This window comes from Kitasatospora sp. NPDC127116 (genome assembly GCF_042677365.1).
GTDB classification, from domain to species: Bacteria; Actinomycetota; Actinomycetes; order Streptomycetales; family Streptomycetaceae; genus Kitasatospora; species Kitasatospora lactacystinica.
The window spans coordinates 43,095-55,594 of record NZ_JBHXTL010000009.1 but is presented as its reverse complement, the minus strand read 5'-3'; the positions used below and the strand labels follow the sequence as shown (position 1 = coordinate 55,594).

The following is a 12,500-nucleotide window of genomic DNA, read 5'->3' as shown; positions in this document are numbered from 1 at the left end:
GGTCGGTGATGACGGACGGCGAGTGGTGGCGCAAGAGCGGGCCGTGGAGCGAGCGTTCGGGCGGCGGCCCGGAGGCCGACGCGGGCTCCGGTTCCGGCGGCGCCGCGGAGGCTCCGTCCGCCTCCTCCTCCGCTCCCGTCCCCGCCCCGGGGCCCGTGCCGGACTTCGACCCCGACAGCGTGTACGACCCGCCGGCGCCGAGCGCGGCCGGCATCCCGTCCGTACCGCTGGACCCGCCGGACCTGGCCACCGCCGAGGCGCGGGCGCACGCGATCCCGCCGCCCACGGTGTCGAGCACCGGCCCGTGGACGATGACCCTCTTCGACTTCTCGGACGGGCCGCGGCCAGCGCCGAAGCCCATCCCCGAGCAGCGCACCGGGGAGGAGGCCGAGCCCGCGCCGGAACCGGCGGTGCCCGCCGCGGACCTGAAGAAGAAGCGGCGCAGGGGCCGGATCGAGCAGGCCCCGGCGGCGGCCGCCGCCCCTGCCGGGAAGACCGCGGGCAAAGCGAAGGGGAAGGCGAAGGCGAAGGGCAAGGGTCAGGGACAGGGCCAGGAGGCGCAGAAGGACGCGCCCGCCCGCAAGCCCTCCCCGCTGATCCTGCTCTCCTGCGGCCTGCTGGTCGGCGGCGCGGTCTCCGGCTTCTTCCCGGCCATGCTGGCCGGCTGGGGCCTCGGCTACCTGTCCCGCCAGATCTCCGACCTGATGCGCAAGTTCGTGATCCTCGGCATTCCGCTGGTCACGATGAGCGCGACCACCCTCTACTCCATGCGGCAGGCCAAACAGGCCGGGGGGCAGGGCGGCGGCCTCCAGTCGGGCTCGCCGCTGGGCCAGATCAGCTGGTCGTCGGCCCCGAACGTGCTGCGGCTGGCCGCGGTGCTGTCGGCGGTGGTCCTGCTGCTGCTCGCCGTGCGCCGCCGCCCGCCGCAGCAGCAGGGCTGAGCCGGGGGCGGTCGGCGGCGGCCGCCGGGTGACGGCCGTTCGCGGCTCGGCGGCTCCGTGGTTCGTGAACTCACGGCTCGTGCGCTCATGGCCCGTGCGCTCATGGCCCGTGCGCTCACGGCTCGGGTGACGCGGCCGCCGCGGCGGGCCGGGCGTCAGTCGTCGGCGAGGTGGACGAGGCGGTGGAAGGTCGCCGGGTCGCCGAGGTGGCCGACGATCCAGTGCGCGACGGTGGCGCGGGTGGCGGTGCCGGCGCGGGGAAGCGGCCGGTCGTAGGAGATCTGCGGGCCCACGGACGGCGGTCCGTCCTTGAGCATCGGCACCCGGACGACCGTCCAGGCGGTGTCGGAGCCGGCGAGCACCGCCTCCATCCGGGCGAGGTCGTGATGGATCTCCCGGTACAGCCGGTCGACCACCAGCCTGCTCACGACCCGCTGGGCGAACGGGAGCCGGCTGGTGTCCAGGCCCGCCGAGCTCATCGTCACCAGGTGCCGGACGCCGCCGTCCCGGACCGCCGCGGTCAGCTCCCGGGCGCCGTCGGAGAAGACGGTGGTGGCCCCGCGGCCGGTGCTGCCGAGGGTGGCGACGACGGCGTCCTGGCCGTTCAACGGGCCGTGCAGGGAGCCGGGTTCGCCGACGTCGGCCCGCGCGGTGAGCGCGCTGCCGTGCGTGTGCGCCGGTAGCCGGGCGGGGTCGCGGGCGACGGCGGTGACGGTGTGTCCGGCCGCCAGTGCGAGGTCGACCACCAGGCGGCCGGTGCGTCCGGTGGCGCCCACGACTGCGATCCTCATCGGTTCCTCCTCAGGATTCCGGGACTCGGACGGTCCGGGGTCGGTGCTTGTCATTCATTCAGACGGACTGTATGAATGAAACCAAGTGAACCACAGCACACCGCGAGTGCAAGTCCAAAGGAGCGATGGGACATGGGAGTTCTGCAGGTGCGGTACCCCGATCTGGCCGACCGGGTGGTCGTGATCGCCGGCGGCAGCCGCGGCATCGGTGCGGAGACCGCCCGCGCCTTCGCCCGGCAGGGTGCGGCCGTCGCCGTCCTCGGCCGCGACGAGGCAGCGCTGAAGGAGGTGGCCGGGGAGCTGCGGGCGGAGGGCGCCCGGGCGCTCGGGCTGGTCGCCGACTGCACGGACGCGACGGCGCTCGGCTCCGCCGCCGCCCGGATCGAGCAGGACCTCGGCCCGGTCGACGTCCTGGCCGCCTTCGCCGGCGGCGACGGCTACCCGGTGCCGACCGTCCGCGAGACCGAGGAGCACTGGCGGGCCGTGCTGGACGGCAACCTCACCGCCACCTTCCTCACCGTCCAGGCCTTCCTGCCCGGCCTGCTGGCCCGCGGCAGCGGTTCGATCGTCACCATGGCCTCCACGGCGGGCCGGCTGCCCAGCGGCGCCTCCGCCGCCTACGCCACGGCCAAGGCGGGCGTGCTGATGTTCACCCGGCACCTCGCCCTGGAGGTCGCCGGTGAGGGCGTGCGGGTCAACGCCGTCGCGCCGGGTGCCGTCCGTACCGAGCGGACGGCGGCGCAGATGCCGCCCGAGGTGCAGGCCGCGGTCGCCGCCGCGCACCCGCTGGGCCGCCTCGGCGAGCCGGTGGACATCGCCTCGGCCGTGCTCTTCCTGGGCTCGGACGCGTCCTCCTGGATCACCGGGCAGACCCTGGACGTCAGCGGCGGGCGGGTCATGCTCTGAGCGGCCGGGCCGTCCCGGCGGGCGCCGGGGCGGCCCCGCCCGGGTGAACCGATCGGCGATACTGCCAGTTCACGCGGACGAGCGGAACGAGTGGAGGCGAGCGGGATGAGCCCCCGGTCCTACCGGATGGGACAGCGGCAGGCGGAGGTCGACGAGACCCGCGCCCGGATCGTCGCGGCCGCCCGCGCGCACCTGGCCGAGACCGGCGGGGTCTCGCTGGACGCCGTCGCCCGCCGCGCGGACGTCGCCCGGGCGACCGTCTACTACCAGTTCGGCTCCAAGGCGGGCCTGCTGGAGGCGGTCTGCGACGCCCTCGCCGCGCAGGGTGGCATGGCCGGGCTCGCCGAGGCCTTCACCCTGGCCGACCCCTGGGCGGCGGTGGACCGCTTCGTCGAGGTGATGGGCGGCTTCTGGGCGGTCGACCGGGTCTGCACCCGGCGGCTGCGGGCCCTCGCCGCGCTCGACGAGGAGGTGGGCCGGGTCATCGCCGACCGCGACGCCCGCCGCCGCGAGGGTGCCGCCGTCCTGGCCGGCCGGCTGCCCGCGGCCCCGCCGGACGCGGCGAGCCTGCTCTTCGTCCTCACCGCCTTCGAGACCTACGACGCGTTGGAGGCGGAGGCGGCGACGGGGACGGCGACGGGGACGGCGACGGGGACGGCGACGGGGACGGCGACGGGGACGGAGATGGGGACGGAGGCGGCGGGCACGCCGGACGGCGGCGGTCGTGGTGGTGGTCCGACCGCGGCCACCCCGGCCGTCATCCGTCTGGTCCGCGCCGCGCTCGGTGGGCCGGTGGAGCGGCCGTAGCGGCTCCGGGGCCGCGCCCCGGCGGCCGCCCCGGTCAGCCGGCCTGCCGCGCGGCCATGCCGAGAATCCCGGCGGTGACCGTCGCCGGGTCGTCGGTGGGCAGCGAGTGTCCCGCGCCGGGGACGATCTCGACCCGGGCGGCGGGCACCAGCCGGTGCAGGCGGTCGGCGACGGCCCGGGAGTCGTGCAGGGCGCTGCGTTCGCCGAGGAGGAAGAGGGCGGGGGCGGTGAGTCGGCCGAGTTCCTCGTCGGTGAGGGTGGCGGCCGGGGGCAGCCGGCGGCGGAAGCCCATCGAGGCGCGGACCAGGGCCATCAGTTCGGTCTCCAGGACGGCGCTGTTGCCGACCATTCGGGCCAGCCTGGGGCGCAGCGGTCGCGGCGCCATGGCGGCGAGGCCGCCGAGGATCATCCAGGTGTAGAAGCGGCGGTCCAGGTCGGCCAGGCCCGCCGTGTCGACCAGGGTGAGGCCGGCGGTCCGGCCGGGGTGGTGGATCTGGTGGTTGAGGGCGATCCAGCCGCCGTAGGAGCAGCCGACCAGGTGGGCGGTGGGCACGTCGAGGGCGGTGAGCAGGTCCTCCAGCCAGGCGGCGGCGTCGCGGCCGTCCGCGATGGGGGCGCTCTGCACGCTGGCGCCCGGTTCGCCGACGGTGTCCACGGCGATCACGGGGTGCTGTGCGGCGAGGGTGTCGAGGTAGCCGTGCCACATCAGCGCGTTGCCGCCGGAGCCGGGCAGCAGCACGATCGGCCGTCCTTCGGCGGGGCCCGTGCGGTAGACGCGGGTGGTGCCGTAGCCGGTGGGGACGTCGAGCGGCGTCCACGGCCGGGGCCGCAGTTCGGTCAGCGCGCGCTCGTAGGCGGTGCGGAAGCGGGCTTCGGCCTTGCCGTTCCTGAACTCGCTGATTCGCATGGTACATGTGTATCACATGCATGATACGGGTGTACCAGGAGAACGGGTCGGACGTACGGAGGCCGGAACATGACCGCGAAGGTCGACCACGAGGAACGCCGCCGGCAGATCGCCGAGGCCCTGCTGCGCATCGCCGACACCCAGGGCCTGCAGGCCGCCAGCATGCGGGCGGTCGCGACCGAGGCCGGCGTCTCCCTGCGACTCGTGCAGTACTACTTCACGACCAAGGAGGGCCTGCTCCTGGACGCCCTGGCCAGGCTCGGCACCCAGCTCCAGGCCCGGATGGAGCAGTGGATCGGCCCGGCGCGCGCCCCCCGGGAGGTGGTGACGGCGGTCCTGTCCTGCATCCTGCCGACGGACGCCGAGAGCCGCCGGATCACCAGGACGTACGCGGCGTACTACACGCTGGTGCTCGGCGACCCCGAGGTGCTGGAGAAGCAGGCCGCGCAGCCGCCGGCCGTGCTGGAGGGCTTCCTCGCCAAGCAGCTGCGCGCGGCGCAGCGGGCCGGGGAGATCGGGCCGGAGCGGGACGTCGACACGGTCGCGGCCGGGCTGCTGGCGATGGTCAACGGACTCGGCTCCAGCGTCCTGGGCGGCCAGCGCACCGGTGAGCAGGCGCTCGCGGTCCTCGCGTACCACCTGGACGAGCTGTTCGGCCGGCCGGCAGCCGGCTGAGGGCCCGCCCGCCGATCCCCGCCCCGCCGAATCGGCTCCCCGCCGAATCGCCTCCCCGCCGATCCCGGCGGCGGGCCGGCACCCCTCGCGGCACGGGGGTTAACACCCGTACGGAACGGGTGCTTTCCCCGTTCTGCGGGCGGGCCGGCCACCGCCAGACTCGGGGCATGCCCGCGCAGCCCGTGATGACGACCGAAGCGCCCGAAGCCCCCTCCCCCCGGCCGGGGAGCGGCGGCAGCGACTTCGCCCAGTTGACCCGCCGGATAGCCGCCGAGGGCCTGCTCGACCGGCGCCCCGGCTACTACGCCGTCCGCGTGGGCCTGGTGCTCGCCGCCTTCCTCGGCGGCTGGTACGCCCTGTTCGCGCTGGGCGACACCTGGTGGCAGCTCGGCCTGGCGGCGGCGATGTCCGTCGTCTTCGCCCAGATCGGCCTGCTCTCCCACGACCTGGCGCACCGCCAGGTCTTCGACCGGCGACTGCCGAGCGAGATCGGCGGCCGGATCGCCGCCAACCTGCTGATGGGCATGAGCTACGGCTGGTGGATGAACAAGCACACCCGCCACCACGCCAACCCGAACCACGAGGAGCGGGACCCGGACGTCGCACCCGAACTCCTGGTGTGGTCCAAGCGGCAGGCCCGGCAGGCGAGCGGCCTCGCCCGGTTCATCGGCCGCCGGCAGGCGTACCTGTTCGTCCCGCTGCTCCTGCTGGAGGGCCTCAACCTCAGCTTCAACAGCTTCCGCGCGCTGCGCAGCCCCGTCATGAAGCGCCCGGTGCTGGAGGGCGTGCTGCTGGTGGTCCACTTCGCCGGCTACCTCGGCCTGGTGTTCGCCGCGCTCCCGGCCGGCAAGGCGGTCGCCTTCCTGGCCGTCCACCAGGCGCTGCTCGGGGTCTACCTGGGGTGCGTCTTCGCCCCGAACCACAAGGGCATGCTGATGGTGACGCCCGGGATGAAGCTCGACTTCCTGCGCCGCCAGGTGCTCACCTCGCGCAACGTCCGCGGCGGGGTGCTCATCGACTCGCTGATGGGCGGCCTCAACTACCAGGTGGAGCACCACCTGTTCCCCAGCATGCCGACCCCGGCGCTGGGGCGGGCCGCCCGGATCACCCGGGAGTTCTGCGCCGAGAAGGGCGTCCCGTACTGCGAGACCGGCCTGTTCCGTTCCTACCGGGAGATCTTCGCCCACCTGCACCGGGCCGGCGAGCCGCTCCGCTCCGACGGGTGACCGTCACCTCCGCCGCGGCGGCCGGCGGTCACCTCCGCCGCGGCGGGAGGCGCGGGAGGGCGTGAACGCCGCTGCCCCGCAGGGGAGATCGGACCGGCCGGCGTCCCGTGCGGACCGGCCGTCCTGCGGCACCGACCGTACGGTCGCGCGTTCGCGCCCGTACGATGCCCGAGCGGGGTGGGCGGAGGCCGGAGGTGGATGTGGTTCGGTTCTGGCTGCGGTGGGTGATGATCGCGGTCCTGGGGACGGCGGTCGTGTTCGGCGGCTGGGCGGGGTGGCGGCTCTACCGCGCCACGGCCATCCCGGCCCCTCCGGACGTCCCGGGGATCGCACAGGCCCCGGTGACCGGGGAGGCCCGCCGGGCGGCCGAGGAGCGGATGGCCGACCGGATCGACCACCTGCCCGAACTGCTGCCGTGGGCGCAGGGGTTGGGGAGGTCGACGGTCGACGTGTGCCGCACCGACTACCGCGGTGATCTGTTCAGCCGGGGTACGTGGCTGCCGGTGTCCTGCGAGCGGACCGTCAACGTCTACCTGGCCTTCGACGGGGGTGACGTCCGCTCCCGGCTGGCCGATCTGGACCGGTACCTGGACGGCCAGGGCTGGCGCAGCTCACAGAGGTGGAACAGCCTGGTCGCGGCCGACGAATACGACCACCAGCCGCCCGCCGACCCGACCCCGGAGGAGGCGGCGGAGGCGGCGGCCAGGCCGATCGCCCCGTCCGTGGAGTTCGCGCTGGCGACGGGCGAGGCGGTGCGGACGGAACTGGCCGTGAACGTCACCCGGCCGCCCGGCCCCGAACTCCTGACCTCCGGTGAGGACTACTGGTACGAGAAGTACGGGAGCCGGCGCTACCGGAACGACGAGGGGCAGCGGTCCGCGTACCTGACCTGGCAGCCCGTGCGGCCGAGCGAGGTCACGAAGGCGGCCGAGGGCCGGTACGTGGCGGTCCTGGGCTTCACGACCAGGTACGCGCAGCACGAGGCCGGGTAGGGCTCGTCGCCCTCAGGCCCGTCGGCCTCAGGCCTTCCGCTCGAAGCCGGCCAGCAGGCCGCGCGGGTCGAAGGTGACCCGGATCCGGGTGATCCTCCCGTCCTCGACGCGCATCCAGTTCGCCGTGGGCGCCGGCGGGGCGACGCTCGTGCACAGCTCGAACCAGGTGATCACCTCGTCGCCCTCGGCCACCCGGACCTTCACGTCGATCTTCTCCAGCACCTGCCCGAGCCCCTTCAGCCCGGCCAGCGCCTCCTCCACCCCGGAGGCCGTCCCCAGCGCGCCGACGAAGTCGACGTCCTCGGCCAGCAGCCCCCGGACGGTCTCGAAGTCGCCCGCCTCCCAGGCGGTGAAGTAGGTCTCGGCAAGCTCACGCGCGGTCTTCGTCGTCGTCATGCCTCCATCCTCCCGGCCACCACGACCATCGGTCCAACAGATGAATCAGATGGCACCTATCTCTGCTGATGATGGAAGAAGGGTGTGCTGCGTGATCGGCGGGCCACGACCGTCACGCTGAGTGAGGGCCAGCTGAAGTGGTTTCGGACCGTTCGGGTCGGTAAGGCGCTCATCGCTGGAATGCGAAGGAGGCGTGAATCGTGATCACCGAACAGCAGGCCCGCTCCATGCTGCACCGGCCCGTCCACGACGTACGGGGCAGCCGGATCGGCAAGGCGGACCACGTGTTCCTCGACGACGTCACCGGCAAGCCGGAGTGGGTCAGCGTCAAGACCGGATGGTTCGGGGCGGGCGAGTTGTTCGTGCCGATCCGCGACGCCCGGGTCGTCGGCGAACACCTGGAGGTGCCGTACCCCAAGGAGAAGGTCAACAACGCGCCGCTGGTGGACGTGGACCGTGGCGGACACCTCTCCGAGCGCGAGGAACATCGGCTCCACCAGTACTACGGCATCGGGGACGGGGCCCGGAAGGCGGCCGACCGGCCCGCCGCGGGCATCGGCACCACCGCCGCGGCCGCCGCTGCCGGAACCGCCGCCGCGAGCGGGCACACCGGCACGACCGGACACACCGGTGCGGTCGGCACGGCCGGTCCCGCGGGCATGACCGGCGCCGCCGCCGCGACCGGCCGGGCCGGCGCGACCCCGACCGCCGCCGCGACCCCGACCGCCGCCGCGACCCCGACCGCCACCACGCGTGCCGCCGCGGCTCCGGGCGCCGCCTCCGCCGCCGGGGGGACCGGTGTCCACCCGGGCGAGGACGGCGCGATGACCCGTTCCGAGGAGCGGATGCGCGTCGGCGTCGAGCGGTACGAAGCCGGCCACGCGAAGCTGCGCAAGTACGTCGTCACCGAGGAGGAGCGGCAGACCGTGCCGGTGCGGCACGAGGAGGTCCACGTCGAGCACGAACCCATCGCCGAGGCCGACCGGGGTGCCGCGATGTCCGGCGAGCTCATCTCGGAGGCCGAGTACGAGGTCACCCTGCACGCGGAGCGGCCGGTCGTGCGCACCGAGGCCGTCCCGGTCGAGCGCGTGCGGCTGGTGACCGAGGAACGCGTCGAGGAGCAGACCGTCACCGGCCGGGTGCGCAAGGAGCGCATCGAGGCCGACCTGCCCGACGGCGGGACGGCACGGACGCAGGGCAAGGAGATCCAGAGCAGGGCGGTCCAGGGCAAGGAGATCCAGAGCAAGGACCGCCGCCGGTGACGTCGGCCGGGCCGTGACCGCCCCGCGCGGCCGCGCTCCGTCCCCGCGGGTCGTCCCGCCGGGTCGCTCGGCCGGCGGACCGATCGGCCGAGCGGATGGAGCGCCGGTCGAATATCGTCACCGGTCATGGAGATGCACCAGCTGCGCTACTTCGCCGCCGTGGTCGACGAGGGGACCTTCACCGCCGCCGCGGCCCGGCTGCACGTGAGTCAGTCCGGCATCAGCACCCAAGTGGCCAAGCTGGAGCGCGAACTGGGCCAGCTGCTGCTCGACCGGGCGGGCCGGCAGGTGCGCCTCACCCCGGCCGGCGAAGCGGTCCTCCCGCTGGCGAAGAACGCCCTGGCCACCCTCGACGCCATCCAGCACACCGCCGCCGAGTTCGCGGACGCCGTCCGCGGCCGGGTCCGGCTGGGCATGATCACGGGCTGTTCGATCCCGCCCTTCCTGGACGCCGTCGCCGACCTCGGCCGCAGTCACCCCGGCATCGAACTCAGCCTGCACGAGGGGCACTCCGAGGACCTCCAGGCGCAGGTCCTGGCCGGCTCGCTCGACCTGGCCCTGATCGGCTACGCGGGCGAGGTCTTCCCGGGCCTGGAGGCCACCGTCGCCATCGACGAGCCGATCGCCGCCGTCGTCCCGGTCGGGCACGCCCTGGACCGGGCGCGGCTGCGGCTCGCGGACCTGCGGGGCGAGAAGATCCTCTGCCTCTCCCCGGGCACCGGCATCCGTGCCGCCTACCGGGGCTCCTGCCGCCGGCTCGGCCTCGACCCGCGGGTGGACATCGAGGCCAGCTCCCCGGTCGCCCTGCTCCGGCTCGCCGAGCGCGGCGCGGGCGTGGCCGTCCTCAGCCCCTCCTCCGCCGCGGGCGACGGACTGCGGGCCGTCCCGCTGGCCGACGCCGCCATCCGGGCCCGGCTCGGGCTGGTCGCCCGCCGCGACCAACCCTCCCCGGCCGTACGGCTGTTGATGGCCCGGCTGAGGGCGGCGCTGCGTCAGGGCTGATCCCGTACCGCCCGTGCGACCCGGCCGGGCCCGGTGTCCTCGGCTCAGGCCTTCCCGTGCGGGTCGCGGCCCGAGGCGGCCAGCGCGCGGTCCCACGCGGGGGCGTCCTCCGGCAGGGCCACCGCCTCGGCGAAGCCCGCGTACTGCCGGTACAGCTCGGCGTTCTCCGCCACGATCTCCCCGGTCAGCAGGGCGAGTTCCTCGTCGACCTCGATCCGCCCGCCGGTCGCCCGGGCCACGTCCCAGCCGTGCAGCAGCAGCTCCAGGATCAGCATCCGGGCGATGCCGACGGCCGGCATCGGGGTGCCGCCGAGGTCGAGGTCCCCCTCCCAGGCGGCCGGGTCCGCCCAGGCCGCGACCGCGCGCTCCAACTGGGCGGCGTAGGCGGAGCGCCAGTCGGCGTCGGCGGCGAAGTCCCGCGCGTTCAGCTCCTCGGGCAGCTCGACCCGCCGGGCCCGGTGCTCCAGGCCGTGCGAGGTGTAGAGCACCCAGTGGTTGATCAGCGCGCGGGTGTCGAACTCCGGGCAGGGCGTCGGCGCGTCCAGCGGCTGGTCGGCCGGGACGGCGGCGGCGACACCGGCCGCGGCGGAGGCGGCGCGGGTGAGGAACGGGTGCATCGGGTGGGCGTTCATGGCCCCGATTCTGGGCCGGGCCGTACCGGCGGGTCTTGAAGAAACGCGACGACTAGCCTGGCGGCATGGGCATGGACTCCCCGGCCTCCCCGGACACTCCGGTCCCCCCGGACTCCCCGGCCGCACCGGACCCCCGGGCCTCCCCGGACGCCCCCGACCTCGGCCGGGGCGTGCTCCACCCCGCCCGGGCGGCCGAGCTGATCACCGTGGACCGGCTCGCGCCCGACCCGGTTGTGGCGGTGTTCGTCGAGTACTACTGGCTGGTCCGCTGGGACCTGCACGGCCTGCCGCCGTACGAGCAGAAGGTGCTCGCCCACCCCAACGTCCACCTGGTCTTCGAGGCGCCGGTGGCGCGGGTGTACGGGGTGGACCGCTCGCTCTTCGTCCGCCGGCTGGAGGGCGCCGGGCACGTGCTGGGCGCGCGGTTCCGTCCCGGCGCCTTCCGCGCCCTCGCCGGGCACCCGGTGAGCGGGCTCGCCGACCGTTCCGTGCCCGCCGCCGAGTACTTCGGGCCCGGGGCCGACCGGTTCAACGCGGAGGTCCTCGGGGCGCCCGGCGATCCGGCCGCGCTCGCCGACGCCTTCCTCCGCCCCCGGCTGCCCGCGCCCGACCCGGTCGCCGCCGAGGTCGCCGCCGTGGTGGACCGGATCACCCGCACGCCGGACCTTCGCCGGGTGGACGAGCTGGCCGCCGAGCTGGGCCTGACCGTCCGCCGTCTCCAGCGGCTGTTCGCCGAGTACGTCGGCGCCTCCCCGAAGTGGGTGCTGCGCCGTGCCCGTCTCCACGAGGCCGCCGAACGCGCCGGTACGGACGGCGGGTTGGACCTGGCCGCGCTCGCCGCCGAGCTGGGCTACGCCGACCAGGCGCACCTCACCCGGGACTTCACCGCGGCCGTCGGCGTCTCCCCGGCCCGTTACGCGGGGTCGCGCCGGACCCCGGCTACGCCCCCAGGAAGCGCTGCAGCTCGTCCAGCACGTAGTTGGCCCCGGTGTACCCGATCCCCTGGAACCACAGCTGGTCGTCCACCGGGAACGCCCGGTGCCCCTTGACGGCTCCCAGCGCCTGCCACCCCGGGCTCGCGAGTGCCGCGGTGGCGCCCGACAGTTCCGGATCGCCGTACGTGGCGTACAGCAGCAGGTCGCCGTCGGCCCGGGCGAGCTGGTCCGGCGGGATCTCGAAGTCCGACTGGTCGACGTTCTGCGCGTCGGGCCGGCCGATCTGGGCGTCGGAGAGCACCGTCCCGGGGAAGCTCTGCCGCCCGAACAGCCGGATGCCGCCGCCCTCCACGAACCGCACCAGGCTCACCTTGCGCCCCGACAGCTTCGCCGCCGCCAGCGCCTGCGCGACCTGTCCGGCGTGCTTCTGGTACGCGCCGGCGAAGGCCGCCCCGGCCGCTTCCCGGCTCAGCGCCTGGGCGTGCAGCTGGAAGTCGGCCTTCCACGGCGCCCCGGAGGTCTGGGTGAGCACGGTGGGGGCGATCTCCCGCAGCTGCTCGTAGCGGTCGCCGTCGCGGGTCTGGTTGGAGAGGATCAGGTCCGGCCGCAGGGCCCGTACGGTCGGCAGGTCGGGTGCGCCGACCGGGCCGACCAGCCGGATCCCGGCCGTCCGGGAGGCCGGCCAGTACTCGGGGTAGCTGGTGTCGCGGCCCGGCAGCGCGGCGCCGACCGGGGTGATGCCGAGGGTCAGCGCGGAGTCGAGCACGTCGGTGTCCAGCACGACCACCCGCATCGGCGCGCCCGGCACCACGACCGGGCCGGTGGCGGCGTTCACCGTCACCGGCGGCACCGGGGCCGGGGACGGCCAGGCGCCGGTGGCGGGGCCGTCCGCCGCCCCCGGGGCCGGGTGCCGGCTGGTGCAGCCGGCGGCCGCCGCGAGCGCGCCCGCGCCGAGGCCGGTCAGGAGGGTGCGGCGGGAGATCCGGGGCATCGGCGGTCCTCTGGCGGCGCGGGCGGGGCGGGGCGCC

14 protein-coding genes are annotated in these 12,500 nt (G+C 75.1%); 9 read left to right on the top strand and 5 right to left on the bottom strand.

From position 1 onward, the window contains the following. The first annotated feature begins 8 nt into the window (after nucleotides 1-8). Entirely contained in the window at nucleotides 9-941 is a 933-nt protein-coding gene (locus ACFVHV_RS05905; protein WP_359905808.1) for a hypothetical protein, read from the top strand. Between the two features lie 155 nt (nucleotides 942-1,096). On the opposite strand, the gene ACFVHV_RS05900 is transcribed toward ACFVHV_RS05905, so the two are convergent. Beyond that, a complete protein-coding gene (locus ACFVHV_RS05900; RefSeq protein ID WP_359905805.1) occupies nucleotides 1,097-1,732 on the bottom strand; it encodes an NAD(P)-binding oxidoreductase in 636 nt (211 codons plus the stop codon). Nucleotides 1,733-1,864: 132 nt separating this feature from the next. Here ACFVHV_RS05900 and ACFVHV_RS05895 point away from each other — a divergent pair, with 132 nt between their 5' ends. Then, nucleotides 1,865-2,638: an SDR family NAD(P)-dependent oxidoreductase gene (locus ACFVHV_RS05895; RefSeq protein WP_359905802.1), complete on the top strand. Its 774-nt coding sequence runs from the start codon at nucleotides 1,865-1,867 to the stop codon at nucleotides 2,636-2,638. Between the two features lie 105 nt (nucleotides 2,639-2,743). Next, nucleotides 2,744-3,445, top strand: coding sequence for a TetR/AcrR family transcriptional regulator (locus ACFVHV_RS05890; protein ID WP_380349050.1), 702 nt, complete (start codon nucleotides 2,744-2,746; stop codon nucleotides 3,443-3,445). Between the two features lie 34 nt (nucleotides 3,446-3,479). On the opposite strand, the gene ACFVHV_RS05885 is transcribed toward ACFVHV_RS05890, so the two are convergent. Continuing rightward, nucleotides 3,480-4,352, bottom strand: coding sequence for an alpha/beta fold hydrolase (locus ACFVHV_RS05885; protein WP_380349048.1), 873 nt, complete (start codon nucleotides 4,350-4,352; stop codon nucleotides 3,480-3,482). Between the two features lie 69 nt (nucleotides 4,353-4,421). Here ACFVHV_RS05885 and ACFVHV_RS05880 point away from each other — a divergent pair, with 69 nt between their 5' ends. The 3 genes from ACFVHV_RS05880 to ACFVHV_RS05870 all read left to right on the top strand — a co-directional run bounded on the left by ACFVHV_RS05880 (nucleotide 4,422) and on the right by ACFVHV_RS05870 (nucleotide 7,245). Next, nucleotides 4,422-5,027 (top strand): TetR family transcriptional regulator C-terminal domain-containing protein, encoded by a 606-nt coding sequence (locus ACFVHV_RS05880; protein ID WP_359905793.1) that lies wholly within the window; start codon nucleotides 4,422-4,424, stop codon nucleotides 5,025-5,027. A gap of 185 nt (nucleotides 5,028-5,212) precedes the next feature. Further along, nucleotides 5,213-6,253 (top strand): acyl-CoA desaturase, encoded by a 1,041-nt coding sequence (locus ACFVHV_RS05875; RefSeq protein ID WP_359905877.1) that lies wholly within the window; start codon nucleotides 5,213-5,215, stop codon nucleotides 6,251-6,253. A 194-nt stretch (nucleotides 6,254-6,447) separates the two neighbouring features. Then, nucleotides 6,448-7,245 carry a hypothetical protein gene (locus tag ACFVHV_RS05870; RefSeq protein ID WP_359905790.1) on the top strand — a complete coding sequence of 266 codons (798 nt, stop codon included), beginning with the start codon at nucleotides 6,448-6,450 and terminating at the stop codon, nucleotides 7,243-7,245. A 27-nt stretch (nucleotides 7,246-7,272) separates the two neighbouring features. On the opposite strand, the gene ACFVHV_RS05865 is transcribed toward ACFVHV_RS05870, so the two are convergent. Next, a complete protein-coding gene (locus ACFVHV_RS05865) occupies nucleotides 7,273-7,641 on the bottom strand; it encodes a nuclear transport factor 2 family protein (RefSeq protein WP_380349046.1) in 369 nt (122 codons plus the stop codon). A 200-nt stretch (nucleotides 7,642-7,841) separates the two neighbouring features. Between ACFVHV_RS05865 and ACFVHV_RS05860 the strand changes: the two genes are divergently transcribed. Next, on the top strand, nucleotides 7,842-8,903 hold the full coding sequence (locus ACFVHV_RS05860; protein ID WP_380349044.1) for a PRC and DUF2382 domain-containing protein: 1,062 nt from the start codon (nucleotides 7,842-7,844) through the stop codon (nucleotides 8,901-8,903). Nucleotides 8,904-9,029: 126 nt separating this feature from the next. Next, the gene (locus ACFVHV_RS05855; RefSeq protein WP_359905782.1) at nucleotides 9,030-9,905 is read left to right on the top strand and encodes a LysR family transcriptional regulator; all 876 of its coding nucleotides are present in this window, start codon (nucleotides 9,030-9,032) and stop codon (nucleotides 9,903-9,905) included. A gap of 44 nt (nucleotides 9,906-9,949) precedes the next feature. On the opposite strand, the gene ACFVHV_RS05850 is transcribed toward ACFVHV_RS05855, so the two are convergent. Next, the gene (locus ACFVHV_RS05850) at nucleotides 9,950-10,537 is read right to left on the bottom strand and encodes a TIGR03086 family metal-binding protein (protein ID WP_380349043.1); all 588 of its coding nucleotides are present in this window, start codon (nucleotides 10,535-10,537) and stop codon (nucleotides 9,950-9,952) included. A gap of 65 nt (nucleotides 10,538-10,602) precedes the next feature. Between ACFVHV_RS05850 and ACFVHV_RS05845 the strand changes: the two genes are divergently transcribed. Beyond that, nucleotides 10,603-11,586 (top strand): DUF6597 domain-containing transcriptional factor, encoded by a 984-nt coding sequence (locus tag ACFVHV_RS05845; RefSeq protein WP_380349041.1) that lies wholly within the window; start codon nucleotides 10,603-10,605, stop codon nucleotides 11,584-11,586. Here the strand turns inward: ACFVHV_RS05845 and ACFVHV_RS05840 are convergent. Further along, the gene (locus ACFVHV_RS05840; protein WP_380349039.1) at nucleotides 11,477-12,463 is read right to left on the bottom strand and encodes an ABC transporter substrate-binding protein; all 987 of its coding nucleotides are present in this window, start codon (nucleotides 12,461-12,463) and stop codon (nucleotides 11,477-11,479) included. The two genes, ACFVHV_RS05845 and ACFVHV_RS05840, sit on opposite strands and share 110 nt — an antisense overlap. Between the last annotated feature and the right edge of the window lie 37 nt (nucleotides 12,464-12,500).

Bases quoted from the DNA above. Each gene is read 5' to 3' on its own strand.
- ACFVHV_RS05905 (WP_359905808.1), top strand. From the start codon at position 9: ATGACGGACGGCGAGTGGTGGCGCAAGAGCGGGCCGTGGAGCGAGCGT.
- ACFVHV_RS05900 (WP_359905805.1), bottom strand. From the start codon at position 1,732: ATGAGGATCGCAGTCGTGGGCGCCACCGGACGCACCGGCCGCCTGGTG.
- ACFVHV_RS05895 (WP_359905802.1), top strand. From the start codon at position 1,865: ATGGGAGTTCTGCAGGTGCGGTACCCCGATCTGGCCGACCGGGTGGTC.
- ACFVHV_RS05890 (WP_380349050.1), top strand. From the start codon at position 2,744: ATGAGCCCCCGGTCCTACCGGATGGGACAGCGGCAGGCGGAGGTCGAC.
- ACFVHV_RS05885 (WP_380349048.1), bottom strand. From the start codon at position 4,352: ATGCGAATCAGCGAGTTCAGGAACGGCAAGGCCGAAGCCCGCTTCCGC.
- ACFVHV_RS05880 (WP_359905793.1), top strand. From the start codon at position 4,422: ATGACCGCGAAGGTCGACCACGAGGAACGCCGCCGGCAGATCGCCGAG.
- ACFVHV_RS05875 (WP_359905877.1), top strand. From the start codon at position 5,213: ATGACGACCGAAGCGCCCGAAGCCCCCTCCCCCCGGCCGGGGAGCGGC.
- ACFVHV_RS05865 (WP_380349046.1), bottom strand. From the start codon at position 7,641: ATGACGACGACGAAGACCGCGCGTGAGCTTGCCGAGACCTACTTCACC.
- ACFVHV_RS05855 (WP_359905782.1), top strand. From the start codon at position 9,030: ATGGAGATGCACCAGCTGCGCTACTTCGCCGCCGTGGTCGACGAGGGG.
- ACFVHV_RS05850 (WP_380349043.1), bottom strand. From the start codon at position 10,537: ATGAACGCCCACCCGATGCACCCGTTCCTCACCCGCGCCGCCTCCGCC.
- ACFVHV_RS05845 (WP_380349041.1), top strand. From the start codon at position 10,603: ATGGGCATGGACTCCCCGGCCTCCCCGGACACTCCGGTCCCCCCGGAC.
- ACFVHV_RS05840 (WP_380349039.1), bottom strand. From the start codon at position 12,463: ATGCCCCGGATCTCCCGCCGCACCCTCCTGACCGGCCTCGGCGCGGGC.